This is a genomic window from Paraburkholderia sp. GW821-FHT02A12, assembly GCF_059422005.1.
This window is the reverse complement of record NZ_JBWKWA010000001.1, coordinates 4196810-4221065: the sequence shown is the minus strand read 5'-3', so window position 1 is coordinate 4221065 and position 24256 is coordinate 4196810. Positions and strand designations below refer to the sequence as shown.

Here is a 24256-nt window from a genome sequence, read left to right as displayed (position 1 = left end):
TCGGCATGCTTACTGACAGTTCTTGACAAGTCTTCGCGCCGCGCAGGAATGACTTCACTGTAGCCGTTTTGAGCGCGTGCAGGGCGCACGTCACGCAACGTTAGCCATTCGGCTGAGTGTCGCGCGGCGGCGCGGCTACGCACAATTCTTCCTCGTTACTCGCGTTCGAATGGTTCGTCGCGTGAGTGTGAAGGGAGGGCGTGATGACGTTCAAAAGTTCGTGGCTTCAGGGAGTGCAACTGGGAGTGGAGCGCTTGGGAGGGCGCTTTGCGGAACGCTTCGCGGCGGGGATCGATGTCGGTTCGCAGGAGGTGCGTCTCGTCGTGGTGAGCCAGCGTTCGCGCGCGAGCGCCGGGCTGCGGATCGAATATGTGACGAGCGTGCCGCTTGCCGCCGGCGCGATGGCCGGCACGGAGATCGCCGACCGGCACGCAGTGGCGCGTGCGTTGCGCGATGCCTTCGCGGGGCTGCCGCGTGCCTGTGCGACGCACGCGCTGCGCTGCGCGATGGCGCTGCCTGCCTCGGCCACGCTCACCACCACGATGCCGCTAACAAGGCTCGCCGCCTTGAGCGGTTGCGCGGAAGACTATGGGCATGAACTGGCCGAACTGGAACCCGCGGTGATGAGTGAAGTCGAGCGCATCGCGGGGCTCGAGCGGCATGCGTTGGCAGTCGACTGGTTCCTCGACGAAGCGCCGTCGTCTACCCGCTCGGTGACGATCGCCGCGACCGCACGGCAGCATCTCGAAGCGCGCATCGAATGCGCGGCCACCGCCGGCATCTCGCTGACCGCGATCGACGGAGAGCCGCATGCGGCGTTGCGCGCAATGCGTTACGCGGCCAGTCATGAACTCGATTCGCACGAGCCCTATGTCGCGGTCTGGATCGGCGCGGATGGCGTGTACGGGTGGCGCATCGTCGACGACAGCATCGTCGGCGAAATTCGCTATCCGGCGCCCGAGCACTCGGATCTCGCCGACGCGCTGCGCGATCTCGCTGACGGTCCCGCACTCGACTGCGCGTTGTTGTGCGGCGAGGTCGACCTGCTCGACGGCGTAGGTTTTACGCTTGCGGATATGGCCGACGTATTGGGCTGCACGGTGTTGCCGTTCGAGTGCGCAGCGCTTGGCAGCCTTGCGCGGTCGCTAACGGATCCGCTGTTGCACGAGCCCGCCGGTGCGGTCGCATTCGGCCTTGCGTTGCGCGGGGTGCTCGAATGATGCGCGGCCGCTGGCATGTCGCCGGTTCAGGCAGGCCGGCTTCATCGCGCGGCACACGCTTCATGCGGCCCTGGCTTGGCGGTTTCAATCTGCTGCCCTATCGGCAACGTAACGCGCGGCTTGCGCGGCGGCGCTGCCTGCTCGAATGGACCGGCGCGGCGCTCGCGGGTTGTGCCGCCGTGCTTGCGTTGGCCGGATGGCTGGCGTTCGAGCGGGCGCGCCTCGATGCGCAGCGTGCGTCGCTCGAACGGTCGCTCGCGCAACTGGCTGCGCCGCTCGCCGAGCACGCGAAGTTGCTGCGTGCACAAGACGAACAGCGCAAAGGGGCCGCGCGTGCTGTGAGCTTGTCCGAGCCCCTGACGCATCTACGCGATCTGCTGGACGCCCTGAGTTTCGAACCGGGCGACGGTGTCGTTCTGCAGCAGTTACGTCAGAGCGCGCACGAGACGGAATTGCTGGCGACTTCGAACGGACCTATCGCGTCGGCCGGCTGGCTCAAACGCTTGAGCGCGATGCGTGGCGTGAAGGGCGCGGAGATGAGCGATCTTCATCGCTCGCCCTCACGCAGCGGTGCAGCGGCTGCCGCCGGCGAAACAGGCCCGATCGAATTCGGCGCGCGCTTGCGTTGGAGCGATCCGCCTCGCAAGGCGGCTCATGCGCCGGCCTCCGCTGTGCAACGTCCGATGAAGTCTGAACCATCAAGAGGTGCGAAATGAGTACAACGTTTATCGACATGGGCGGCCCGGCAGGCGCGCGGCTCTCTTTGTCCCGTTGGATGAAGCACGTGCGCCTGCCGGTCGGCGCATGGAGCGGGCGGCGTCGCCTGGTGATCGCATTGCTGATTGCTGCGCTGGTGTTCGGCCTGGGGGCGCACGGCTGGGTCGTGGCCGATCTCAGCGGCCTCGGAGCAAGCCGCACAGCATTCGATGCCGCCACGCGGCATCTCGCCGACGCACGCCGCGCGCTGACGCAATTGCCCGCGCTGCGTCGTGAAGCCGCGAGCACGCCCGCTGCGCATCTGCCGATGCCATGGACCTCCGCCGACGACGTGCGCGTCGTGTCCGAGTTGGTCGCGCAAAATAACGTCGCGTTGCTCTCTGTGGAGCCGGGAGCGGCGAGCGGCTCGGGCGCTGAAAATATGCGGCCTGTACGAGTCACCGCGCAGACCGATTTCGTCCATCTGATGTCGTTTCTGCGCGGACTGTCGGACCTGCCGGTGCTGATCGTCCCCGAAGACGTGACCGTCAAGCGGCACGGCGTGTTGCTTGCAGTTAGTGCGACGCTGCGCGTGTTCAGCGCGCTGAGGCCTGCGGCTTCGAGTGCGGCCGCGGCCGCGTTCGCCGACGACAGCCTCGATTCCGACGCCGACGAAGACATCGTCTTCTACGACCCGTTCTCATTGCCTCAATTGCTGACAGGCGCGGACCTGCCCGACGCTTCGCAGCTACGTCTGGCCGGCTTGCTGCACGATCGCACCCACGCGCTCGCCTTGCTGGAAACGCCGGACGGCGCGGCGACCGTCGCGTCGGGGCAGCAGTTCGGCGCCGAGCGCGTCACGCGGGTCGACGCGCTCGGCATTACGCTGGCCAATGGCGGCGCGACGCGCACTCTGGCGCTTGCGGAGGCATCCTGATGAGGCTGGCAAAGCCAATTCGCCGCATCGCGTGGCGCGAGGGCGCTCGTTTCTGCCTTGGTCTCTTCTTCATTAGCGCGGCGGCGGGTGCCGGCATCGCGCATGCGTCGGCCCAACTGCTGCCGCCGTGGCCGACGCTGTCCGCGCGCATGCCGCACGACGACGCGATTGCCCAGCTCGACGTCCCATACAACGTGCCGCCACTGCCGCGCGGCATGGCTGGCGAAGTGCCTAACCCGTTTAACGATAGTGCCGCCGATGAACCAGGGACATCGCCCAAGGCATCGCGCGCAACGGCAACCTCCGGCGATGACGGCACGGATGATGCGCTCAGCGATGCGGACGGCTCCGTGCCGCTGCGGCCACAATCCGCCGCCTCTGCTCGCTCCGCTGCCGCTCGCGACGAAACCGCCGGGGCATCCGCACTCGAAGGTCCGCCGGTGCCGCTGCCTCCGCTGGCGCGCCTGAGCGACGCGTCGAAAAGCCCTGCCGACAGCAGGCTCGCCGCCGACGATAAACCCATCACGCTGAACTTCCAGCGCGCCGAACTCGGCGCGGTGCTCAACGCGTTCGCCCAGTTCACCGGACTGAACATCGTTGCGAGCGAAAGAGTGCGCGGCGCCGTTTCGCTGCGGCTCGACAAAGTGCCGTGGCGCACCGCGTTCGACACCCTGCTAGACGTCAACGGTCTGGCCATGGAGCGCCACGGCAATGTGATCTGGGTCGCGTCCATCGCCGATCTGGCCGCGCGTGAACGGCAGCGCTTCGAAGCGCACGCCCGGGCCGCCGATCTGGAGCCGCTCGCGAGCCGCACCTTCGAGCTGCGCTACGCGCGCGCCGAGGACGTGCGGCGTCTGCTGACGGGCTCCGGCAACCAGCGCGTGCTGTCCAGGCGCGGCGCCGCGACGGCTGATCCGCGCACCAATCTGCTGTTCGTCACCGATCTCGAGGGCCGCCTCGCGCAAATTACCGAGCTGCTCGCGTCCGTCGACCGGCCGACCCGTCAGGTGCTGATCGAGGCACGTATCGTCGAGGGCGAGCACGGGTTTTCGCGCAATCTCGGCGTGCGCCTGTCGATGGCCGCGGCCAGTGCCGACGGCACCGCCCTGGGTCTCACCGGCGGCAAGGACGGCGCCGTCTACGATCTGTCGGCGCGGCCGATTTCCGGGTTCGACGCCGCCACCGCCGGCCTGACGCTGTTCGCCGCGCAAGCCACGCGGCTGCTGAATATCGAGTTGAGCGCGCTGGAAGCCGAAGGCCGCGGCGAAATCGTTTCGAGTCCGCGGGTGGTGACGGCCGACCGGATGAAAGCGGTCGTCGAACAGGGCACCGAGCTGCCGTATCAGGCCAAAGTGGGGCAGGGCGTGTCCGGCGTGCAGTTTCGCCGCGCCACGCTCAAACTGGAGGTCGAGCCGCAAATCATGCCCGACGGCCGAGTGGTGCTGGACCTCGACGTCGCTAAAGATAGCGTCGGCGAGCAGACCGACGCCGGCCCGGCGATCAACACCAAACACGTGCAAACGCGGGTCGAAGTCGAGGATGGTGGTACGGTGTCGATCGGCGGCATCTATGCGACCGACAACCGGGACGATGTGACGCGGGTGCCGCTCCTGGGCAAAATACCGGTTTTAGGCGCGCTTTTTCGCCATCGGGCCCATCGCGACAAGCGCAGTGAACTGGCGGTTTTCATCACGCCGCGCGTCGTTCAGACAAATTAGGGGCATGCTGCCGCCGCTCGTGAGCGGCGGCGTGCAGGCTCGACAAGGCAGCCGCTTTGCCAGTAAGCTGCGGCACGAACCATACCGGATTAGCCAGAGGACACCGTTGCAAGCGCGGGACGCACACGCCAATGTATTTTTTGTAGGGCTCATGGGGGCAGGCAAAACCACCGTGGGCCGGGCCGTTGCGCGCCGGCTGGACCGCCCGTTCTTCGATTCCGATCACGAAATCGAAGCACGCACGGGCGCGCGCATCCCGGTGATCTTCGAACTCGAGGGCGAAGCGGGCTTTCGCGAACGTGAAGCGCACGTGATCTCCGACCTGACCGGGCGCGACAATATCGTGCTCGCCACGGGCGGCGGCGCAGTGCTGCGGCCGGAAAACCGCGAAGCCCTGCAAAATCGCGGCGTGGTGATCTATTTGCGCGCCAACCCGCACGATTTGTGGCTGCGCACCCGGCGCGACAAGAATCGCCCGCTTTTGCAGACCGAAGACCCCAAAGCGCGCCTCGAGGCGCTCTACGAAGTACGCGACCCGCTCTACCGCGAATGCGCGCATTTCGTGATCGAAACCGGCCGGCCTTCGGTCAACGGACTCGTCAACATGGTTCTGATGCAGCTCGAGATGGCCGGCGTCGCCAAACATCCTGCGCCATAATGGACCGTATGATTACCGTCAATGTCGAATTGGGCGAGCGCGCCTACCCCATCCATATCGGTGCCGACCTGATCGGCCAGACCGCGTTGTTCGCGCCGCACATCGCCGGCAGCTCGGTCACCATCGTCACGAACACCACGGTCGATCCGCTGTACGGCGACAAGCTGCGCGCCGCGCTGGCGCCGCTCGGCAAGCAGGTTTCCACGGTCGTTTTGCCGGACGGCGAAGCGCACAAGAACCTCGAAACGCTGAATCGGATTTTCGACGCGCTGCTGGGCGCGCGCGCCGACCGTAAAACCACGCTGATCGCCTTGGGCGGCGGCGTGATCGGCGACATGACCGGTTTTGCCGCGGCCTGCTACATGCGCGGCGTGCCGTTCATCCAGGTGCCGACCACCTTGCTGTCGCAGGTCGATTCGTCGGTGGGCGGCAAGACTGGCATCAATCACCCGCTCGGCAAGAACATGATCGGCGCGTTCTACCAGCCGCAAGCCGTGATCGCCGACATCGGCGCGCTGCGCACGCTGCCGGCGCGCGAACTGGCGGCGGGCGTCGCCGAAGTGATCAAGACCGGCGCGATCGCCGACGCTGGTTTCTTCAGCTGGATCGAGGCGAATGTCGAGGCGCTCAATCGCTGCGAGCCCGAGGCGCTGGCCGAGGCGGTCAAGCGCTCGTGCGAGATCAAGGCGTCGGTGGTGGCGCAGGACGAGCGCGAAGGCGGGCTGCGCGCCATCCTCAATTTCGGCCACACCTTCGGCCACGCGATCGAAGCCGGGCTCGGCTACGGCGAATGGCTGCACGGCGAGGCGGTCGGCTGCGGAATGGTGATGGCGGCGGACCTGTCCGTGCGCCTGGGCTATCTCGACGAAGCCGCGCGCAAGCGCCTCGTCGACGTGATCGTCGCCGCGCATCTGCCGACTCGCGCCCCCGCGCTCGGCGAATCGCGCTATGTCGAACTGATGCAGGTCGATAAAAAGGCCGAAGCCGGCGCGATCAAATTCATTCTGTTGAATCGTTTCGGTGAGACGCTGATCACCCAGGCGCCCGACGCCGCCGTGCACGCCACGCTGGCCGCCGCCGTCTAGATACGGCGAGGCATCGCAGCAAAGCATCACGCACCAGCGTCACGAGGCGCCGCTCATGTTTCGGAGAAACCGGTGACTGACAGGCGCAACGACGATGTAAAGCATGACAAGGTAGGTACGCCGGCGATCGGCGTGCCTTCGCCCGAAGCACTCGAAGCGCATCTCGCGCCGTATGCGGCGCATTCCGCGCAGTCGCGCGGCCGCCGCTATCCCGAAGCCGCGCCTAGCGCGCGCACCGAATTTCAGCGCGATCGCGACCGCATCGTCCACTCGACGGCATTCCGCAGGCTCGAGTACAAGACTCAGGTGTTCGTGAATCACGAGGGCGACCTGTTCCGCACGCGCCTCACGCACAGTCTCGAAGTCGCGCAGATCGCGCGTTCGGTCGCCCGCAATCTGCGGGTCAATGAGGACCTCGTCGAAGCTATTTCTCTCGCGCACGATCTCGGTCATACGCCGTTCGGCCATGCGGGGCAGGACGCGCTGAACGAATGCATGCGCGAACACGGCGGCTTTGAGCACAACCTGCAAAGCCTTGCGGTGGTCGACGATCTCGAGGAGCACTATGGCGCGTTCAACGGCCTCAACCTCTGCTTCGAAACGCGCGAAGGCATCCTCAAGCATTGCTCGCGCGAGAACGCGCGGCGGCTCGGCGCACTCGGCGAGCGCTTTCTCGAAGGACGGCAACCGTCGATCGAAGCGCAGATCGCGAACGTCGCCGACGAGATCGCGTACAACAATCACGACGTCGACGACGGATTGCGCTCAGGCTTGCTCACCGTGAAACAGCTTGCAGAAGTGGAGTTATGGCAGACGCACTACGAGGCGGCGCGCCGCGACTTTCCGCAGATCGAAGGTCGCCGGCTGATTCACGAGACGGTGCGCCGCATCATCAACACGCTGATCGTCGATCTGATCGATACGACCACGCTCAATCTGATCCGGCATGCGCCGGCTTCGCTGGATGCGGTGCGGGCCGCACCGCCGCTGGTCGCGCATAGCGAGGCGATTGCTTCGCAGGCCGCGACGCTCAAGCGCTTTCTGTTCAAGAACCTGTATCGCCACTACCGGGTGATGCGGATGGCGAACAAGGCGCGCCGCGTGGTGGTCGGCCTGTTTGGCGCGTTCACGGAAGATCCGCGGCTGTTGCCGCCCGGCTATCAGTCGCCGGACGCGTCGTTGCAGCCGCGCCTGATCGCCCACTACATTGCCGGCATGACGGATCGGTACGCGGTGAAGGAATATCAGCGGCTGTTCGTGATCGAGGACAACTGATCGGAGCCGCGCCAGTGGGCATCGGCGCCGCTGTGCATGCCCGCAGTGAAATGCCGCCGCCCGTGCGGCGGCCCGGCTCGCCGCTTAACGCAGCCGCGACGCGAATAGCGCGCCCGCGATCAGGGCGACGCCGCCGACGATCGCGATCGTCTGCCACGGGTTTTCGTGCACGTAAGTGTCGGCATCCGAGATCGCGACTTCGGCGCGCTGGCGCATGGCTTCGCGCGTGTCGTTCAAACGGTCTCGCGCCACGTCGAGTTGTTTGCGCAATTTGCTGCGCAACGCCACGGCATCGGCCTGCGTACCGTCGGCCAAAGTATCTTCGAGTTCCGACATCAGCGTGCGCAGTTCGCCTGCGATGTCTTCAGCCGCGTGGCGGCTATGGCGAGCGATACGCCGCGCACGGCGGCTGGTGGTGGTCCAGGATTCGCCGAGGGCGTCTCGCGTATTCGGAAGTGCTGTCATGGTCGCTCCGTCGATGAGGGTGAGAAAAGTCTCCGCGTACTCATGCGGCAAACGTGGCATCACGCAACTTCAATGCCAAAGGCTGCGCGGTGTTCCAGCGCGATCATCGCACACGTGCCGACGGTTTCTGGCGGCAGAAATTGCACTGGAAAGGCCGATCGGTGGTCAAAATTACAATGCGTCCGGCGTTTACCACAATAGGTGACAGAGGCATAAAATCAAAAACGCCATCACATGTGTGACGGCGTTTCGCCGAGGTGCGGACGGTTCGCGACGGTTCGCGACGGTTCGATCCATGCAGGCGCAGGCTGCCTTCCTAGAAGACGTAACCTATCTTCGCGAAAGTAACGATAGGGTTGAGTTTGATTTTTGCTTCAGACGTCACGGTCAGGTTGCCGACCGGAGTCGATGCGTTCGAGGTCAGTTTCGCGGTTACGCTGAGCGGTATGTATGAGACGGAGAACCCTGCGAACCAGTGTTTGGTGAACGCATAGTTGAAACCGAGATTAAACACCGGCGCCCAGGAACGATCCGTCGATACCGAAGTCGGACCATGCAGTACGCCTTGTTCAAACGCAGTGTTGGAGATCTTCGCGTCCGTGAACCAGACGTACGTGACGCCGAGGCCGGCATACGGTCGGAACGCCGCGGTGGCGTCGTTGAAGTAGTATTTGAACAGGAGAGCAGGACTCCATTGCCTCGCGGAGCCGAGCGTACCGAATTGCTCGAAGGTGCCTGTGCCTAGCAGGTTGAATTTCGGCGGAATGCCAATTTCAGCTTCCGCGGCGATGTGATCGGTGACAAAGTAGCCTAGGCTTAAGCCGATGGTGTCGGAGCTGTCGATGCCAGCGCCCGTGCCGGGTAGTGAGATGTTGACGGGTGTCCCGCCGACGCTTGTTTCCTTCAACGGATCGCTACTGTCTTGGGGGGCGAAATGGAACCACCCCGTCGTAGCGTAAAAACTGCCGGCCGATTGCGCGTGAGCTGCCATCATGCAGGCGAGCGCCGCGATCCCCGTTATGGCCTGTTTTAATTTCATATGTGCTCCTCCAAAAAAGGCCCGCTCATTATGACCACAACGTTTGAAACAAACCATACGCGGCAGTTAGAGCTTTCTCCCTAAGCGCCGGGCGGTTTCTGGCTAAGCCGCGCCGCGCCGAACCCAGCGCCCATGCGGCTTTTCGGACCTTCGGGTATATACCAACGCGACTATTGGATACTTCAGCATGGCACGGCTTGCACGTCTCTATGTCCCTGATCAGCCGCAGCACGTCATCCTCCGTGGACTCGACCAGCAGCCCGCATTCGTCGACGACCAGGACTACGAGCTTTTCATCGATTGTTTGAAAGCGGCTTCGCGCGACCACCATTTGTCGATCCACGCGTACGCGTTGATGCCGGGCGCTGTGCAACTGCTCGTCACGCCGACCGAGGAGTCGAGTCTGCCGAAGGCGATGCAGGCGGTGGGGCGCCGCTATGTCGCCCACTTCAACCGGCGTTACGCACGCCGCGGCACGCTATGGGAGGGCCGTTACCGCGCAACGGTGATCGAGGGCGAGCGTTACTTCCTGCTGGCGAGCCAGGTCGTCGAGATGTGCCCGCTGCGCACGCAACTCGTGAACGCGCCGGAGGACTACCGCTGGTCGAGCTACCGCCATCACATTGGCCTTACGCTCGACAGCCTCATTACTGATCACCCGTTGTACTGGTCGCTCGGCAACACGCCGTTCGAGCGGCAACGCGCGTACCGCGAGCTGTGCGAGCAGCCGCTCGACGAGCGCGAAGCCAGCCAGCTCCAGCAGGCCACCTTGAAAGGCTGGGTTCTGGGCAGCGAAACGTATCGCGAGTGGGCGGCGCGGGCCGCGAACCGGCGCGTGTCGCCGCTGCCGCGCGGGCGGCCGCGCAAGGTGCGTGAGACGCCGCAGACGCAATAAAGCGTTTCGGATCAAGGGCTGCGCCCCGAGCGGCATCTTCGGATGCCGTTTTCTTTGCACCGTTTTGATGTGGCACCAATAAAAGTTAGCCGCAATGCACCAACTTGATAATAGGGGTCGTACCATCAGGTTTTGTTTGCTATTCCATTGATTCGTCGCGTATATTCCGAATTCCGGCGCTTTTTGGTACGCGTAGCATCCAGCGTAGAGAGCGTCGTCGCGGTGGCGGTGCGCACTGCGGCAATAAAAAAACGGTTTAACGGCCTGTCCGGCCCCTCACAGACGGTGTCCCCATGAACGACCACCAGCAACCGACTCACCCGGTTCCCGCCGCGCAAGGTCTGTACGACCCGCAAAATGAGCACGACGCCTGCGGCGTCGGCTTTGTCGCTCACATCAAGGGCAAGAAAAGCCACGAGATCATCGAGCAAGGCCTGAAGATTCTCGAGAACCTCGACCACCGGGGCGCCGTCGGTGCCGATCCGCTGATGGGCGACGGCGCGGGCATCCTGATTCAGATTCCGGATGGCTTCTACCGTGAGGAAATGGCCAGGCAGGGCGTGACGCTGCCGCCGCACGGCGAATACGGCGTCGGCATGGTGTTCCTGCCGAAGGAACACGCGTCGCGTCTGGCCTGCGAACAGGAGCTCGAGCGCACGGTAAAGGCCGAAGGCCAGGTCGTGCTGGGCTGGCGCGACGTGCCGGTCGACCACACCATGCCGATTTCGCCCACCGTCAAGGCGAGCGAGCCGCTGATCCGCCAGATCTTCATCGGCCGCGGCAAGGACATCATGGTGACCGACGCGCTCGAGCGGAAGCTGTACGTGATCCGCAAGACCGCCAGCCACCGCATCCAGGCGCTCAAGCTCAAGCACGGCAAGGAATACTTCGTGCCGTCCATGTCGGCGCGCACGGTGGTCTACAAGGGCCTGCTGCTGGCCGGCCAGGTCGGCGTGTACTACCGCGACCTGCAGGACGAGCGCACCGTCTCGGCGCTGGCGCTGGTGCACCAACGCTTCTCGACCAACACGTTCCCGGCGTGGGAACTGGCTCACCCGTACCGGATGATCGCCCACAACGGCGAAATCAACACGGTGAAGGGCAACGTCAACTGGCTGAACGCCCGCACCGGCGCGATCGCATCGCACGTGCTCGGCGACGATCTGCCGAAGCTGTGGCCGCTGATCTATCCGGGCCAATCCGATACGGCATCGTTCGACAACTGTCTCGAACTGCTGGTGATGGCCGGCTACCCGCTCGTCCACGCAATGATGATGATGATCCCGGAAGCCTGGGAGCAGCACACGCTGATGGACGACAACCGCCGCGCGTTCTACGAATACCACGCCGCGATGATGGAGCCGTGGGACGGCCCCGCCGCGATCGCCTTCACCGACGGCCGTCAGATCGGCGCGACGCTCGACCGTAACGGCCTGCGTCCGGCCCGCTATGTGATTACCGACGACGACCTCGTCATCATGGCGTCGGAAGCCGGCGTGCTGCCGATCCCTGAGTCGAAGATCGTCAAGAAGTGGCGTCTGCAACCTGGCAAGATGTTCCTGATCGACATGGAACACGGCCGCATCATCGACGACAAGGAACTGAAGGACAACCTCGCCAACGCCAAGCCATACAAGAGCTGGATCGACGCAGTTCGTATCAAGCTCGACGAAATCGAGGCGAAGGCCGAAGACGTCATCACGGAACGCCGCGAGGCGGCTGCCTTGCTGGATCGCCAGCAGGCGTTCGGCTACACGCAGGAAGACCTCAAGTTCCTGATGGCGCCGATGGCGCAAGCTGGCGAGGAAGCCGTCGGTTCGATGGGCAACGACTCGCCGCTGGCGGTCATGTCCAACAAGAACAAGACGCTCTATCACTACTTCAAGCAGCTGTTCGCGCAGGTGACGAACCCGCCGATCGATCCGATCCGCGAAAACATGGTGATGTCGCTGGTGTCGTTCGTCGGTCCGAAGCCGAACCTGCTCGACACGAACAACATCAACCCGCCGATGCGTCTCGAAGTGTCGCAACCGGTGCTCGACTTCAAGGACATCGCGAAGATCCGCGCGATCGATCAGTACACGGGCGGCAAGTTCAGTTCGTATGAACTGAACATCTGCTATCCGGTGGCCTGGGGCAAGGAAGGCATCGAGGCGCGTCTCGCGTCGTTGTGCGCGGAAGCCGTCGACGCGGTCAAGTCCGGCTACAACATGCTGATCGTGTCGGACCGCAAGACCGACCGCGACAACGTCGCGATCCCGGCGCTGCTCGCCACGGCCGCGATCCACACGCACCTCGTGCAGCAAGGTCTGCGCACGAGCACGGGTCTGGTCGTCGAAACCGGCTCGGCGCGTGAAACGCACCACTTCGCGCTGCTCGCGGGCTACGGCGCGGAAGCCGTGCACCCGTACCTCGCGATGGAAACGCTCGGCCAGCTCGCAGCCGGCCTGAAGGGCGACCTGTCGGCGGAAAAGGCGGTCTACAACTTCACCAAGGCAGTCGGCAAGGGCCTGCAGAAGGTCATGTCGAAGATGGGCATTTCGACCTACATGTCGTACACCGGCGCGCAGATTTTCGAAGCCGTCGGCCTCGCGGAAGACCTGGTGTCGAAGTACTTCAAGGGCACCTCGTCGAAGGTCGGCGGCATTGGTCTGTTCGACGTCGCGGAAGAAGCGATCCGACTGCATCGCGACGCGTTCGGCGACAACCCGATCCTCGCGAACATGCTGGACGCGGGCGGCGAGTACGCGTACCGCGTGCGCGGCGAAGAACACATGTGGACGCCGGATGCGATCGCCAAGCTGCAACACTCGGCGCGCAGCAACTCGTACCAGACGTACAAGGAATACGCGCATCTGATCAACGATCAGACCAGGCGCCACATGACCTTCCGCGGCCTGTTCGAGTTCAAGCTGGACCCGTCGAAGGCGATCCCGCTCGACGAAGTCGAACCGGTGAAGGAAATCGTCAAGCGTTTCGCCACCGGCGCGATGTCGCTCGGCTCGATCAGCACCGAAGCGCACGCCACGCTGGCGGTCGCGATGAACCGCATCGGCGGCAAGTCGAACACCGGCGAAGGCGGCGAGGACGAAAACCGTTACCGCAACGAACTGCGCGGCATTCCGATCAAGAACGGCGACACGATGAAGTCCGTGATCGGCGACGAAGTGATCGTCGACATTCCGCTGAAGGACGGCGATTCGCTGCGCTCGAAGATCAAGCAGGTGGCGTCGGGCCGTTTCGGCGTGACGGCGGAATACCTCGCGTCGGCCGATCAGATCCAGATCAAGATGGCGCAAGGCGCGAAGCCGGGCGAAGGCGGCCAGCTGCCGGGCCACAAGGTGTCCGAGTACATCGGCAAGCTGCGTTACTCGGTGCCGGGTGTCGGCCTGATTTCGCCGCCGCCGCACCACGACATCTACTCGATCGAAGATCTGGCGCAGCTGATTCACGACCTGAAGAACGCCAACCCGGCGGCCAGCGTGTCGGTGAAGCTGGTGTCGGAATCGGGTGTCGGCACGGTGGCCGCGGGTGTCGCCAAGGCGAAGGCCGATCACGTCGTGATCGCCGGCCATGACGGCGGCACGGGAGCGTCGCCGCTGTCGTCGGTGAAGCATGCCGGCACGCCGTGGGAACTGGGTCTGGCGGAAACGCAGCAGACCCTGGTGCTGAACCAGCTGCGCGGCCGTATCCGCGTGCAGGCCGACGGTCAGATGAAGACCGGTCGCGACGTCGTGATCGGCGCGCTGCTCGGCGCGGACGAATTCGGCTTTGCGACGGCGCCGCTCGTCGTCGAAGGCTGCATCATGATGCGCAAGTGCCACCTGAACACCTGCCCGGTCGGCGTCGCGACGCAAGATCCGGTGCTGCGTGCGAAATTCCAGGGGCAGCCGGAACACGTCGTCAACTTCTTCTTCTTCGTTGCCGAAGAAGCGCGCGAACTCATGGCGCAACTGGGCATCCGCAAGTTCGACGACCTGATCGGCCACGCCGAACTGCTCGACATGAAGAAGGGCATCGAGCACTGGAAGGCGAAGGGTCTCGACTTCTCGCGGGTGTTCTACCAGCCGCAAGTGCCGGCTGAAGTCGCGCGCAAGCACGTCGACGTGCAGGACCATGGTCTGGCCCGCGCGCTCGACCACACGCTGATCGAGAAGGCGAAGGCCGCGATCGAGAAGGGCGAGCACGTGTCGTTCATCCAGCCGGTGCGCAACGTGAACCGTACGGTCGGCGCGATGCTGTCCGGCACGATCGCGAAGAAGTACGGCCACGACGGCCTGCCCGACGACACGATCCACATCCAGTTGAAGGGCACCGCGGGCCAGAGCTTCGGCGCGTTCCTTGCGAAGGGCATCACGCTGGATCTGGTCGGCGACGGTAACGACTACGTTGGCAAGGGTCTGTCGGGCGGCCGCATCATCATCCGTCCCACGAACGATTTCCGCGGCAAGTCGGAAGAAAACATCATCTGCGGCAATACGGTGATGTACGGCGCGATCGAAGGCGAGTCCTTCTTCCGCGGCGTGGCCGGCGAGCGTTTCTGCGTGCGTAACTCGGGTGCGACGGCGGTTGTCGAAGGCACGGGCGACCACGGTTGCGAATACATGACGGGCGGCACGGTTGTCGTGCTCGGCGAAACGGGCCGTAACTTCGCGGCCGGCATGTCGGGCGGGCTCGCGTATGTGTACGACCCGGACAACACGTTCGCGGGCAAGTGCAACAAGTCGATGGTCGCGCTCGATCCGGTCCTGCAACAGGCCGAACAGGAACGCACGGTCGACAAGGGCTTGTGGCACACCGGCATCACCGATGAAGCCCTGCTCAAGGGACTCATCGAACGTCACTTCCAGTTCACGGGTTCGCCGCGTGCGAAGGCGCTGCTCGAAAACTGGGACGCATCGCGCCGTCAGTTCGTGAAGGTGTTCCCGACCGAATACAAGCGCGCGCTCGGCGAAATGGCTGCGAAGAAGGCGAACAAGGAAGTCCTCGCTGCTTGACTGCCGGACTCGTCGCTGCCAGCGCAGAAAGACGTCACATTTAGCCGTACCCGCCGCGCCGACCGTTGAATCGTTCCGCGCGGCGGGTGTAGATCACCCCACCTGATACAGATAGAGAAGAGAACCACATGGGCAAGGCAACCGGTTTTCTCGAGTTCGAGCGCCGCCACGAGGCGTACGAAGCTCCGCTCACGCGTGTGAAGCACTACAAGGAATTCGTCGCCGCACTGACCGACGACGAAGCGAAGATTCAAGGCGCACGTTGCATGGACTGCGGCATTCCGTTCTGCAACAACGGCTGCCCGGTCAACAACATCATCCCGGACTTCAACGACCTGGTGTTCCATCAGGACTGGAAGAACGCGATCGAAGTGCTGCACTCGACCAACAACTTCCCGGAGTTCACGGGCCGAATCTGCCCGGCGCCGTGCGAAGCGGCATGCACGCTCGGCATCAACGACGACCCGGTCGGCATCAAGTCGATCGAACACGCGATCATCGACAAAGCCTGGGCCGAAGGCTGGGTCGCGCCGCAGCCGCCGAAGCACAAGACCGGCAAGAAGGTCGCCGTGGTCGGTTCCGGCCCCGCGGGTCTGGCGGTCGCGCAGCAGCTGGCGCGCGTGGGGCACGATGTCACCGTGTTCGAAAAGAACGACCGCATCGGCGGCCTGCTGCGTTACGGCATTCCTGACTTCAAGCTGGAGAAGTGGCTGATCGATCGCCGCATGCGCCAGATGGAAGCCGAAGGCGTGACGTTCCGCGCCAACGTGTTCATCGGCAAGGCGGATTCGCTGCCGGCGCACATCGGCAACACGGCGAAGGAAACCATCACGCCGGCCGAGCTGAAAGAACAGTTCGACGCTGTCGTGCTGACGGGCGGTTCGGAAACGCCGCGCGATCTGCCGGTGCCGGGCCGTGAGTTCGAAGGCATCCACTACGCGATGGAATTCCTGCCGCAGCAGAACAAGGTCAATGCCGGCGACAAGGTCCCGAACCAGCTGCTCGCCAAGGGCAAGCATGTGGTCGTGATCGGCGGCGGCGATACGGGCTCGGACTGCGTCGGCACGTCGAACCGTCATGGCGCGAAGAGCGTCACGCAGTTCGAACTGCTGCCGCAACCGCCGGAAGAAGAGAACAAGCCGCTCGTGTGGCCGTACTGGCCGATCAAGCTGCGCACCTCGTCGTCGCATGACGAAGGCTGCTCGCGCGACTGGTCGGTGGCGACCAAGCGCCTCGAAGGCAAGAACGGCAAGGTCGAGAAGCTGATCGCCGCGCGCGTCGAATGGAAGGACGGCAAGATGCAGGAAGTGCCGGGCTCCGAATTCGAAATGAAGGCCGATCTGGTGCTGCTCGCGATGGGCTTCACGCAGCCGGTGTCGCCGGTGCTCGAAGCGTTCGGCGTCGACAAGGACAACCGCGGCAACGTGCGGGCGTCGACCGAAGGCGACAAGGCGTATTACACGTCGGTGGACAAGGTGTTCACCGCGGGCGACATGCGCCGGGGCCAGTCGCTGGTGGTGTGGGCGATCCGCGAAGGCCGCCAGTGCGCACGTTCAGTCGATGCGTACCTGATGGGCCATTCGGAACTGCCGCGCTAAACGTCTCCGGCCGGTTTCACGCCTCTGGGCACGGAAACCGGCCACAGCTTGCAGGAAGAGGTGGAGACGACAATGTGGCGCGTAAGCGGCACATAAGCAGTACATAAGCAGTACATCAAAGCGGTAAAACGAAGCCGGGCGCCCGAGAGGGTGACCCGGCTTTTTAACGTCTGCTGCGGATTACTTCCGATACCGCGCCAACGTGAGTCCTTCCAGATCGATCTCCGGCTTGCGCCGCGTGATCAGATCCGCGACCACGCGACCCGAACCCATCGACATCGCCCAGCCCGTGGAGCCGTGTCCGAGGTTCAGCCACAGGTTGTCCACGCCGGACGCGCCGAGCAACGGCGCGCCATCGGGCGTCATCGGACGGCGGCCGACCCAGAAATGCGCGGAAGTCGGATTGGCCGCGTGCGGGAACCAGTCGCTGAGCACTTTCATCAGCGTCTGCAAGGCCTGCTCACGCAGCGTCGTCTGGCGATTGCCGAGTTCCGCGGTGCCGGCCACGCGCAGGTTGTTGCCGAAACGCGTGATCGCCGTTTTCAGCGATTCGTCCATCAACGCCGCGTGCGGCGCTTTTTCATCATCGGTGACCGGCAGCGTCGCCGAATAGCCCTTCACCGGATAGAGCGGCACCTTCACGCCGAGCGGCGCAAGCAGCGCCGCGCTATCGACGCCCAGCGCGACCACCACCGCATCCGCCTGCAACGTCTCGCCGCCGCGCTCGCTCTCGATACGCACGCCGCGCACCGCACGGCCTTGCACATCGAGCGACGTGACGCGCGTGTCGAAGCGAAAGCGTACGCCGTTGCGCTCGCAGATCGCGCGCAATTCGCGGGTGAAGCGGGCGCAATCGCCGGCTTCGTCGTCGGGCAGGTAGAGACCCGACAGCGGTGCCTGACGCGCCCAGCGCAAGCCCGGCTCGATCGCCACGCATTGCGCCGCGCTGACCTCGCGGTGCGCGATGCCGGCGTCGCGCAGAACCGTCAGCGCGGGTTGCGCGAGTTCGACGTCGTACTCGCTGCGAAACAACTGCAGATAGCCCTGGCTGCGGCCGTAGTCGAACGGATGACGGCTGCGGAATTCGTGCAGACAGTCGCGGCTGTAATAGGCGATGCGCTGCATCCGCTGCTTGTTGACGCGAAAGCGTTCGAGATCGCATTCGCGCAGCCAGCGCGCAATCCAGCGCCATTGAGCCGGATCGAGAGTGGGGCGGAAGATCAGCGGCGAGGCCGGCTTGAACAGATATTTGAGGATTTTCGCCGGCATGCCCGGCGCGGCCCACGGCGTCACGTAGCCCGGTGCGATCACGCCGGCGTTGCCGAAACTGGTGGAGAGCGCGACGTCCGGCTCGCGCTCGATCAGGGTGACTTCGCAGCCTTGTCGACGCAGATAAAAAGCGGTGGCGACGCCGATCACGCCGCCGCCCAGAACAATCGTATTCATGTGTTTGTACTGCGCTGTCTGGCGGTGGGAATGGTCGCGCCGAGCACTTTGCCTTTGGTTTCCGGCAGACACAACGCGGCGACGATCACCAGCAGATAGCCCGAACCGGCGACGATGCCCATCGCCTTAACAAGCGTCATGGTTTGCGACAGTGTACCGACCAGAATCGGAAAGAACGAGCCGAGGCCACGCCCCAGGTTGTAGCAGAAGCCTTGCCCCGACCCGCGGATCGCATTCGGATACAGCTCCGACAGATAGGCGCCCACGCCCGCGAAAATTCCTTGTACGACGATACCAAGCGGAAAGCCGAGCGCGAGCATCATGCCGTCGGTGATCGGCAGCATCGTGTAGGCCATGCCGAGCACGAACGAGCCGATGGCGAACAGCACGAACGACGCGCGCCGGCCGAGCTTATCGCTCAGAATCGCCCCGACGACATAGCCGGTAAACGAACCGGCGATCAGCACGATCAGATAGCCGCTCGTATTGAACACCGACAGATGGCGGACCGTTTTCAGATAGGTGGGCAGCCAGGTGGTGATCGCGTAATAGCCGCCGAGCATGCCGGTGCACAGTGCGCTGCCGAGCAGGGTGGTGCCGAGGTGAGGGAGCGAGAAGATTTGCAGGAAGTGCGACGTATCGAAGCCGCTTTTGCGCGCGCGGCGGGTTTCGAGAAAAATGTCCGGATCGCTGACATTGCGGCGGATGTAGATGATCCATAGCGCGGGCAGCAGGCCGATCCAGAAGCAGGCACGCCATGCGTATTGTTCCGGCAGCAGCGCGAAGAACGCCCAATAGATGATGGCCGCCGCCGCCCAGCCGAAGGACCAGCTGCTTTGCACCGTGCCGACCGCTTTCGCGCGATGCTGAGGTGAGCGGATGGTTTCCGCCATCATGATCGTCACGACCGACCATTCACCGCCGAAGCCGACGCCTTGCAGGGTGCGGGTGGTAAGGAGTTCCCAGAACGAGTGCGTGAAGCCGGACAGGCAGGTGAAGATCGCGAAGGTGGCGATGGTCCACTGGAGCACGCGGATCCGGCCATAGCGATCGGCGAGAATGCCGGCGAGCCAGCCGCCGAAAGCCGACGAGATCAGCGAGCTGGTGGCGATCATGCCCGCTTCGCTTTTGGTCATGCCCCATGTCGCGATCAGCGGCGGGATGAGGAATGAGTAGATCATGAAGTCGAAGGCGTCTACTGCGTAGCCGCCGAAGCCGGCATAAAGGGTACGGCGTTCGCGCTGGGTGAGCTCGGTGAACCATTGGAGAGAAGGCATATTTTTTTGTAGTCTCCGGGAATATCTCGCGTGTCGGCGGCTTCGTGGTGGGGTTTTTCTATTCTACGGGGTGAGGTGTTGTGGGGACAGGCGTGGTCAAAAATGGCAAACCAGAACCCGATCCTTACCAACTACTACTATGTAACCCAAAAAATATTTGCCGCCGTTAAACTGCGTTCGCGGCGCTCAAGCTGCGAAAATCCACCCTTACGCCCGCGCGAGCCACCGACCCGAATGTCCGCAACTGGAAAAACCTGCTCGCCACACCTCCGCTCCGCGAGCACGTCCTTACGGGCAGCCCGGAACCCGCCCTTACGGGCAGCCGACTCACGCCGCGCGTTCCTGAAAAGCTCGGCGGGCGTCCTGCTGCTGTCGACCCTGAGCAGCCCGCTGCTCTCCGCCTGTGGCGGCGGGAATCTCGATGCCGCTCAGCCGGAAACCCCGCGGCTCGCTTCGGTCAGCAATTTCCGCGATGTGGCGGGCGCCGCCGCCGGCTACCCGACCGTCGACGGCAAACAGATGCGCCGTGGCGCTTTCTATCGCTCGAACGCCCTGACACTCAGCCCGGCAGACCAGGCCGCAGTCGGCAAACTCGGCATCGCCACGGTCTGCGATCTGCGCACACCGGGCGAAATCGCGCGTACCGCCGACGTCCTGCCCGCCGGTGCGACATCGACGGTCTTCAACGTCCTTGGCACGAACGATTTCGTCGTGCCCTCGCTCGATTCGGCCGCCGCCGCCGTCGCCTTCATGGAAGCCGAGGCGCGCTCCTATGTCACCGGCGCCGCCCAGCGCGCCAGCTACGGCGCGCTCCTTACGCAACTCGCCAGCGGGGCGGGCGCGCAGCTGTTTCATTCGAGTGCCGGTAAGGATCGCACCGGCTGGGTCGCGGCTTTGCTGCTCAGCGTCGCCAACGTGCCGCTCGACGTCATCATGCAGGACTACCTGCTGAGCAACGTCTACTCGGCGCTGTCGATCAAGGCGAGCACCGACACACTGCGGTCGCAAAGCGGCGCCGCCGCGGCGGCGATCGAGGCGCCATTGCTCAGCGTTCAGGAAAGTTATCTGCAAGCAGGGTTCGATCAGGTGCAGGCGAGCTACGGCACGATGGCGAGCTATCTGACGCAAGGCCTCGGGGTGTCTCAGGCAACTATCGATACCTTGCACGACCGCCTCGTGGCCTGAACCGCGGCGGCGCGCCGCGCACGCACCCGAGCGCCAGGCGCGGACGAAAAAAAGTCCGCCCGAAATAACAGGGCGGACAGAGAAGGGCGGCATCGAGGTTGCCGGGGCTGACTATAAGGCCGCAGCCATCGGGAAAGCCCATCCGGTAAGGGCGCGTAAGTGGGTACTTCGGTGGGTGCCTCAGTGGATACACCGGTATCGCCGCCCAACCCTTTCACGTTTCTCCCAATCCAACCGGCAGTTCGATCCGCACGTCCAGCCCGCCTTGCGCATGATTGCGCACATGACAGCGGCCGCCGCGATCGTGCGCAAGCCGCGCCACGATCGCCAGTCCCAGGCCGCAATGGCCTTCGCCGCCACGCGCGGCATCGAGCCGTACGAACGGTTTCATGGCCGCGGCAATGCGGTCGTCGGGAATGCCCGGACCGTGGTCGCGCACGCTGATGACCCAATGCCGGTCGTTACGCGCCGTGGCGATATCCACCGGCGGCACGCCATGCTCGAGCGCATTGTCGACGAGGTTCGTCACGAGCCGGTCGAGCAGCGTGCGCGGCAGCCTGAATGACGATCCGGCTTGCAGATCGAGCGTGAAAAGCGGCGCCTCGGCGCTGTCGGTGGCGGAAAACTGTTCCTGCAGAAATTCGTCGACTTCGACCGGCGGCCCGGCGTCCGCGGACTGGCCGGCGAATTCCAGAAACTGCTGGACGATGTTGGTCAGCGAGTCGACGTCGCGGATCAGGCCCGCGCGCTCGCTTTCCGCGACCAGTACGCTCGCGCGCAATTTGAGCCGCGTGAGCGGCGCTTTCAGATCGTGCGCGACGCCGGCGAGCATGACCGCCTGGTCGTCGCCGGCTTCGTTCAGGCGCCGCATCATGTCGTTGAACGAACCGATCAGTTCGCGCAGTTCGCGCGGACCCTGCACGGTGACCGGTTCCGGCCGTCCGCCGGAGCCGAACTCGAGCGCGGCCTCCGCGACGCGCGACAAGGGCCGCTGCATCTGCCAGACCGCGAGCAGCGACAGGATCAGCGCGGCCAGCAGCATCGATACCGATTCGATGAGAAAGCGGGGGCGCGGCGGAACGTCGACCGGCACGACCACCCAGTTGGATTTGCCGGGGGACAGTACCCACAACTGGGGCGGGTGCACATCGTCGACGGCGATCTGGGTGCCGGGCGGCAAGTTCTCGCGCAAATGCCGGCTCAATTCGACCAGCTGACGGCTGGTCGGCGTGCGCAGATGGACACTCGCCGGCATGTTCCAGGTGGGCACGAGGTGCACGCGCATGGCGGGCGCGAGCGCGGCGCCCTTAATCGGCTCGCCGTTGAGCGCCTGCAAGACCAGCAGAATGCCGCGCGCGAAGCCGTCGATTTCATGGCGCGGCGGCTGCATCACCACCAGTACGAACCAGCCCGCCTGAATCGCGAACAACACCGCCGTCGAGAGCAACGCCATTCTGCCGAACAGCGTGTTCAGCGGGTTTTTCATGCGCTTGAGGCGGCCTCGTCGGCGAAAGGCGTGCCGTCGGCGTCGGGCACGAACACGTAGCCTTTACCTCGCACGGTTTGCACGTAGCACGGGTTGGACGGATCGTCTTCGATCACCCGGCGCAGGCGCCAGATCGGCACGTCGAGGCTGCGGTCGCGGAAGGCGAGATTGTCGCGATGCACGAGGTCGTGAATCAGCACGCGCGACAGCACCTTGTACGGGTTGTTGACGAAGATCTTCAGCAGCGCGAACTCGCTGTCGCGCAGCGGGAGCTTCGAGTCCTCGCGCGACAGCGAACGCGTAGCGAAGTCGAGTTCGAACGGACCGAAGCGATACGGCTTGCGGGCCTCCGGCGCACTGGTGGTGGAGGGGCCGCGGCGGCGCAGCACCGTATGGATCCGCGCGAGCAATTCGCGGGGATCGAACGGCTTGGTCAGGTAATCGTCCGCCCCGAGCGAGAGCCCGACAATACGGTCGGCCACCGTGCCGCGCGCCGTCACGAAGATCACCGGGATGTCGTCGCCGGCGGCGCGCAACGCGGTGAGCGCGCGCAGGCCGTCGGTGTTCGGCATCATGATGTCGAGCACGACCACCGACGGCCGTTCACGTTCGAGCCGGCGTTGCAGATGCGTGCCGTCGTGCAGCACCGACGCGTCGAAGCCGTTCGATTGCAGAAATTTGCATAGCAGATCGCGTACGACCGGGTCGTCGTCGACGATAAGGACCTGTGGATTCATGGCGAAATTCTAGACTGGCGCGCGTGACGCGCGGCCGACTGTTTTCTTACCAATGCTTACGGAGCCGCGCGCCGCGCGCTGCGCTTGTCGCGCGAGGCCCGCCGGCAAAGGCTCACCGCATATTTCAGCGCTGCCATATTTGGCAACCCGCCCGGCAAGGCGGAAAACGTTTCGCATCGCTGATATTCCTCTGATGAAAGAATTGGCGCTCGATCGAAATGGATCGCAACGGCTCGTAAGCACCGCTGAAAAGCGCGCTTTTCTTCATGCATCGCCACCGCGCGTGCGGCGAGATGATTCGTCGTGCAGTACGTTGCGCCGCATGTCGAAAACAGCCTGACGCCTTGGGCCCGCGACAGGCGGCGTGAAATCGAAACCTGGTGCCACGCGAGGCTCATCATGACCGTTCACAGTAATTTCTCAACCCACCTTCCTTCGCTAGCGTCTACGCCGGCGGCGGAGAAGCCTTCGGCTCCGAGCAGCCAGCCGGCGACGCCGCAAGCGCGGGAATCCGCCACTCCGGTGTCGCCGTCGGTGCCTGCGGGGCTCGTCGGGCATACCGTCAACACGACAGCCTGACGCACCGAGGCCCGTGTGTCGACCCCGAAAATATTCGACCGCTCCATCCGTGTCGCTGCGTGGTTGACGCTTGGCGCGGCGCTGCTGCCGCTCGGCGGCTGCAGCGTCGCGGCGCTGCCGTGCCGGCTGACCTCGGTGACGCTGAAAATCGTCCCGGTGATCGGTCATGCGGCGGCCACGCCGTTCGACGTGTGTGCATCCGCCATCGACTGAATCATGACACTCAAACGGATTGCCTGTGCATTGGGGCTCGTCGGCGCAATGTTCCCGTTGCTCGCGACGGCGCAGCCGGCGGCGCGCGAAGCGGCTGCCAGCGCTGCGTCGAAGGGCGCGCCCGCCGATGCGCGCAAGCGTTCGCCGGATGCCCCGTTCGCGTTTCGAGGCATTGCGCTCGGCATCACGCTCGACGAGTTCCGTTCCGGCTCGACCGTGCGGGCGACGCCGCTCGGCAGCGTGCCCGTCTGCGAGACGGACGTGCAGGCGGGCGCGCTTGGCATGCGGCTGAAATCGCATGAGAGTCTGACCGTCGCGTGCCGCTGGGCACATCGCGCGGACGACGGCTGGGCCGTCTCGCAAGCCGTCGTCGACGGCGCGCCGGCGCAGGAGCACGTGCTGCGCTTTGCGCGCGTCGACGAGCAGAGCACACTGCGTCTGTACGAGATTTCCTTCGTGATCGACGAGGTCACCGCCGAAGACCTGCGTGAGGCGCTCGCCGACCGTTACGGCGCGCCGCGCCGCGTCGCGCAACAGGCATCGACGTCCGGCGCGATGCCGATGTACGTGTGGGAAAACGCGGTGAGCTCGATCACCTTGTGTTTTCTGCCGGGCACCCGCAACGGCACGCTCACCTATCTGCTGAAGGGTTCGGACGCATGGGTGAAATCGGTCGTGCGGCAATGGCAGGCGAGCGGCGCGGAGGCGGGTTGATATGTCGCTTCGGCTGCCGTGCAGGCGACCACGCGT

19 protein-coding genes are annotated in these 24256 nt (G+C 64.5%); 13 read left to right on the top strand and 6 right to left on the bottom strand.

Going from position 1 to position 24256, the window contains the following annotated elements; translation table 11 throughout:
* Nucleotides 1-203: 203 nt before the first annotated feature.
* From pilM to AC07WT_RS19415, 7 genes are all read left to right on the top strand, one after another.
* Nucleotides 204-1220: a type IV pilus biogenesis protein PilM gene (gene pilM / locus AC07WT_RS19445; protein ID WP_494948154.1), complete on the top strand. Its 1017-nt coding sequence runs from the start codon at nt 204-206 to the stop codon at nt 1218-1220.
* Nucleotides 1221-1282: 62 nt separating this feature from the next.
* The gene (locus tag AC07WT_RS19440; RefSeq protein ID WP_494948153.1) at nt 1283-1936 is read left to right on the top strand and encodes a fimbrial assembly protein; all 654 of its coding nucleotides are present in this window, start codon (nt 1283-1285) and stop codon (nt 1934-1936) included.
* Nucleotides 1933-2853: a hypothetical protein gene (locus tag AC07WT_RS19435; RefSeq protein ID WP_494948152.1), complete on the top strand. Its 921-nt coding sequence runs from the start codon at nt 1933-1935 to the stop codon at nt 2851-2853. Before AC07WT_RS19440 ends, AC07WT_RS19435 begins: the two co-directional genes overlap by 4 nt.
* Entirely contained in the window at nt 2853-4571 is a 1719-nt protein-coding gene (locus AC07WT_RS19430) for a type IV pilus secretin PilQ (protein ID WP_494948151.1), read from the top strand. The genes AC07WT_RS19435 and AC07WT_RS19430 overlap by 1 nt, the downstream gene beginning before the upstream one ends.
* Before the next feature lie 106 nt (nt 4572-4677).
* Nucleotides 4678-5229, top strand: a complete 552-nt coding sequence (locus AC07WT_RS19425; RefSeq protein WP_492592263.1) for a shikimate kinase — start codon at nt 4678-4680, stop codon at nt 5227-5229.
* Nucleotides 5229-6314: a 3-dehydroquinate synthase gene (aroB, locus tag AC07WT_RS19420; protein ID WP_494948150.1), complete on the top strand. Its 1086-nt coding sequence runs from the start codon at nt 5229-5231 to the stop codon at nt 6312-6314. The genes AC07WT_RS19425 and aroB overlap by 1 nt, the downstream gene beginning before the upstream one ends.
* A 72-nt stretch (nt 6315-6386) precedes the next feature.
* A complete protein-coding gene (locus tag AC07WT_RS19415) occupies nt 6387-7589 on the top strand; it encodes a deoxyguanosinetriphosphate triphosphohydrolase (protein ID WP_494948149.1) in 1203 nt (400 codons plus the stop codon).
* 84 nt (nt 7590-7673) lie between these two features.
* Here AC07WT_RS19415 and AC07WT_RS19410 read toward each other — a convergent pair whose 3' ends face one another.
* Both AC07WT_RS19410 and AC07WT_RS19405 read right to left on the bottom strand, forming a co-directional pair.
* Nucleotides 7674-8054, bottom strand: a complete 381-nt coding sequence (locus AC07WT_RS19410) for an ElaB/YgaM/YqjD family protein (RefSeq protein ID WP_494948148.1) — start codon at nt 8052-8054, stop codon at nt 7674-7676.
* Between the two features lie 316 nt (nt 8055-8370).
* Nucleotides 8371-9093, bottom strand: coding sequence for an OmpW/AlkL family protein (locus tag AC07WT_RS19405; RefSeq protein ID WP_494948147.1), 723 nt, complete (start codon nt 9091-9093; stop codon nt 8371-8373).
* A 187-nt stretch (nt 9094-9280) separates the two neighbouring features.
* On the opposite strand from AC07WT_RS19405, the gene AC07WT_RS19400 reads away from it, so the two are divergent.
* From AC07WT_RS19400 to AC07WT_RS19390, 3 genes are all read left to right on the top strand, one after another.
* Nucleotides 9281-9988, top strand: coding sequence for a transposase (locus tag AC07WT_RS19400; RefSeq protein WP_492592173.1), 708 nt, complete (start codon nt 9281-9283; stop codon nt 9986-9988).
* A gap of 293 nt (nt 9989-10281) precedes the next feature.
* Complete coding sequence (locus tag AC07WT_RS19395) at nt 10282-14985, top strand: glutamate synthase-related protein (protein WP_494948146.1); 4704 nt, start codon at nt 10282-10284, stop codon at nt 14983-14985.
* Between the two features lie 128 nt (nt 14986-15113).
* Nucleotides 15114-16583, top strand: coding sequence for a glutamate synthase subunit beta (locus tag AC07WT_RS19390; RefSeq protein WP_492592175.1), 1470 nt, complete (start codon nt 15114-15116; stop codon nt 16581-16583).
* A gap of 180 nt (nt 16584-16763) precedes the next feature.
* Here AC07WT_RS19390 and AC07WT_RS19385 read toward each other — a convergent pair whose 3' ends face one another.
* Together AC07WT_RS19385 and AC07WT_RS19380 are read right to left on the bottom strand one after the other, a co-directional pair.
* Entirely contained in the window at nt 16764-18029 is a 1266-nt protein-coding gene (locus AC07WT_RS19385; RefSeq protein WP_492592176.1) for a D-amino acid dehydrogenase, read from the bottom strand.
* On the bottom strand, nt 18026-19306 hold the full coding sequence (locus AC07WT_RS19380) for an MFS transporter (RefSeq protein ID WP_494948145.1): 1281 nt from the start codon (nt 19304-19306) through the stop codon (nt 18026-18028). Before AC07WT_RS19380 ends, AC07WT_RS19385 begins: the two co-directional genes overlap by 4 nt.
* A gap of 234 nt (nt 19307-19540) precedes the next feature.
* On the opposite strand from AC07WT_RS19380, the gene AC07WT_RS19375 reads away from it, so the two are divergent.
* A complete protein-coding gene (locus tag AC07WT_RS19375) occupies nt 19541-20491 on the top strand; it encodes a tyrosine-protein phosphatase (RefSeq protein WP_494948144.1) in 951 nt (316 codons plus the stop codon).
* Between the two features lie 214 nt (nt 20492-20705).
* On the opposite strand, the gene AC07WT_RS19370 is transcribed toward AC07WT_RS19375, so the two are convergent.
* Nucleotides 20706-21977, bottom strand: a complete 1272-nt coding sequence (locus tag AC07WT_RS19370; protein WP_492592178.1) for an ATP-binding protein — start codon at nt 21975-21977, stop codon at nt 20706-20708.
* Nucleotides 21974-22714, bottom strand: coding sequence for a response regulator (locus AC07WT_RS19365; RefSeq protein ID WP_115106690.1), 741 nt, complete (start codon nt 22712-22714; stop codon nt 21974-21976). Before AC07WT_RS19365 ends, AC07WT_RS19370 begins: the two co-directional genes overlap by 4 nt.
* Nucleotides 22715-23338: 624 nt before the next feature.
* Between AC07WT_RS19365 and AC07WT_RS19360 the strand changes: the two genes are divergently transcribed.
* Both AC07WT_RS19360 and AC07WT_RS19355 read left to right on the top strand, forming a co-directional pair.
* Nucleotides 23339-23506, top strand: a complete 168-nt coding sequence (locus tag AC07WT_RS19360; protein ID WP_494948450.1) for a DUF6726 family protein — start codon at nt 23339-23341, stop codon at nt 23504-23506.
* A gap of 3 nt (nt 23507-23509) precedes the next feature.
* Nucleotides 23510-24220, top strand: a complete 711-nt coding sequence (locus AC07WT_RS19355) for a hypothetical protein (protein ID WP_494948143.1) — start codon at nt 23510-23512, stop codon at nt 24218-24220.
* Nucleotides 24221-24256: the final 36 nt, after the last annotated feature.

Coding starts and splice junctions, on each gene's coding strand:
- pilM (WP_494948154.1), top strand. CDS start 204: ATGACGTTCAAAAGTTCGTGGCTTCAGGGAGTGCAACTGGGAGTGGAG.
- AC07WT_RS19440 (WP_494948153.1), top strand. CDS start 1,283: ATGCGGCCCTGGCTTGGCGGTTTCAATCTGCTGCCCTATCGGCAACGT.
- AC07WT_RS19435 (WP_494948152.1), top strand. CDS start 1,933: ATGAGTACAACGTTTATCGACATGGGCGGCCCGGCAGGCGCGCGGCTC.
- AC07WT_RS19430 (WP_494948151.1), top strand. CDS start 2,853: ATGAGGCTGGCAAAGCCAATTCGCCGCATCGCGTGGCGCGAGGGCGCT.
- aroB (WP_494948150.1), top strand. CDS start 5,229: ATGGACCGTATGATTACCGTCAATGTCGAATTGGGCGAGCGCGCCTAC.
- AC07WT_RS19410 (WP_494948148.1), bottom strand. CDS start 8,054: ATGACAGCACTTCCGAATACGCGAGACGCCCTCGGCGAATCCTGGACC.
- AC07WT_RS19405 (WP_494948147.1), bottom strand. CDS start 9,093: ATGAAATTAAAACAGGCCATAACGGGGATCGCGGCGCTCGCCTGCATG.
- AC07WT_RS19400 (WP_492592173.1), top strand. CDS start 9,281: ATGGCACGGCTTGCACGTCTCTATGTCCCTGATCAGCCGCAGCACGTC.
- AC07WT_RS19395 (WP_494948146.1), top strand. CDS start 10,282: ATGAACGACCACCAGCAACCGACTCACCCGGTTCCCGCCGCGCAAGGT.
- AC07WT_RS19390 (WP_492592175.1), top strand. CDS start 15,114: ATGGGCAAGGCAACCGGTTTTCTCGAGTTCGAGCGCCGCCACGAGGCG.
- AC07WT_RS19385 (WP_492592176.1), bottom strand. CDS start 18,029: ATGAATACGATTGTTCTGGGCGGCGGCGTGATCGGCGTCGCCACCGCT.
- AC07WT_RS19380 (WP_494948145.1), bottom strand. CDS start 19,306: ATGCCTTCTCTCCAATGGTTCACCGAGCTCACCCAGCGCGAACGCCGT.
- AC07WT_RS19375 (WP_494948144.1), top strand. CDS start 19,541: ATGTCCGCAACTGGAAAAACCTGCTCGCCACACCTCCGCTCCGCGAGC.
- AC07WT_RS19370 (WP_492592178.1), bottom strand. CDS start 21,977: ATGAAAAACCCGCTGAACACGCTGTTCGGCAGAATGGCGTTGCTCTCG.
- AC07WT_RS19365 (WP_115106690.1), bottom strand. CDS start 22,714: ATGAATCCACAGGTCCTTATCGTCGACGACGACCCGGTCGTACGCGAT.
- AC07WT_RS19355 (WP_494948143.1), top strand. CDS start 23,510: ATGACACTCAAACGGATTGCCTGTGCATTGGGGCTCGTCGGCGCAATG.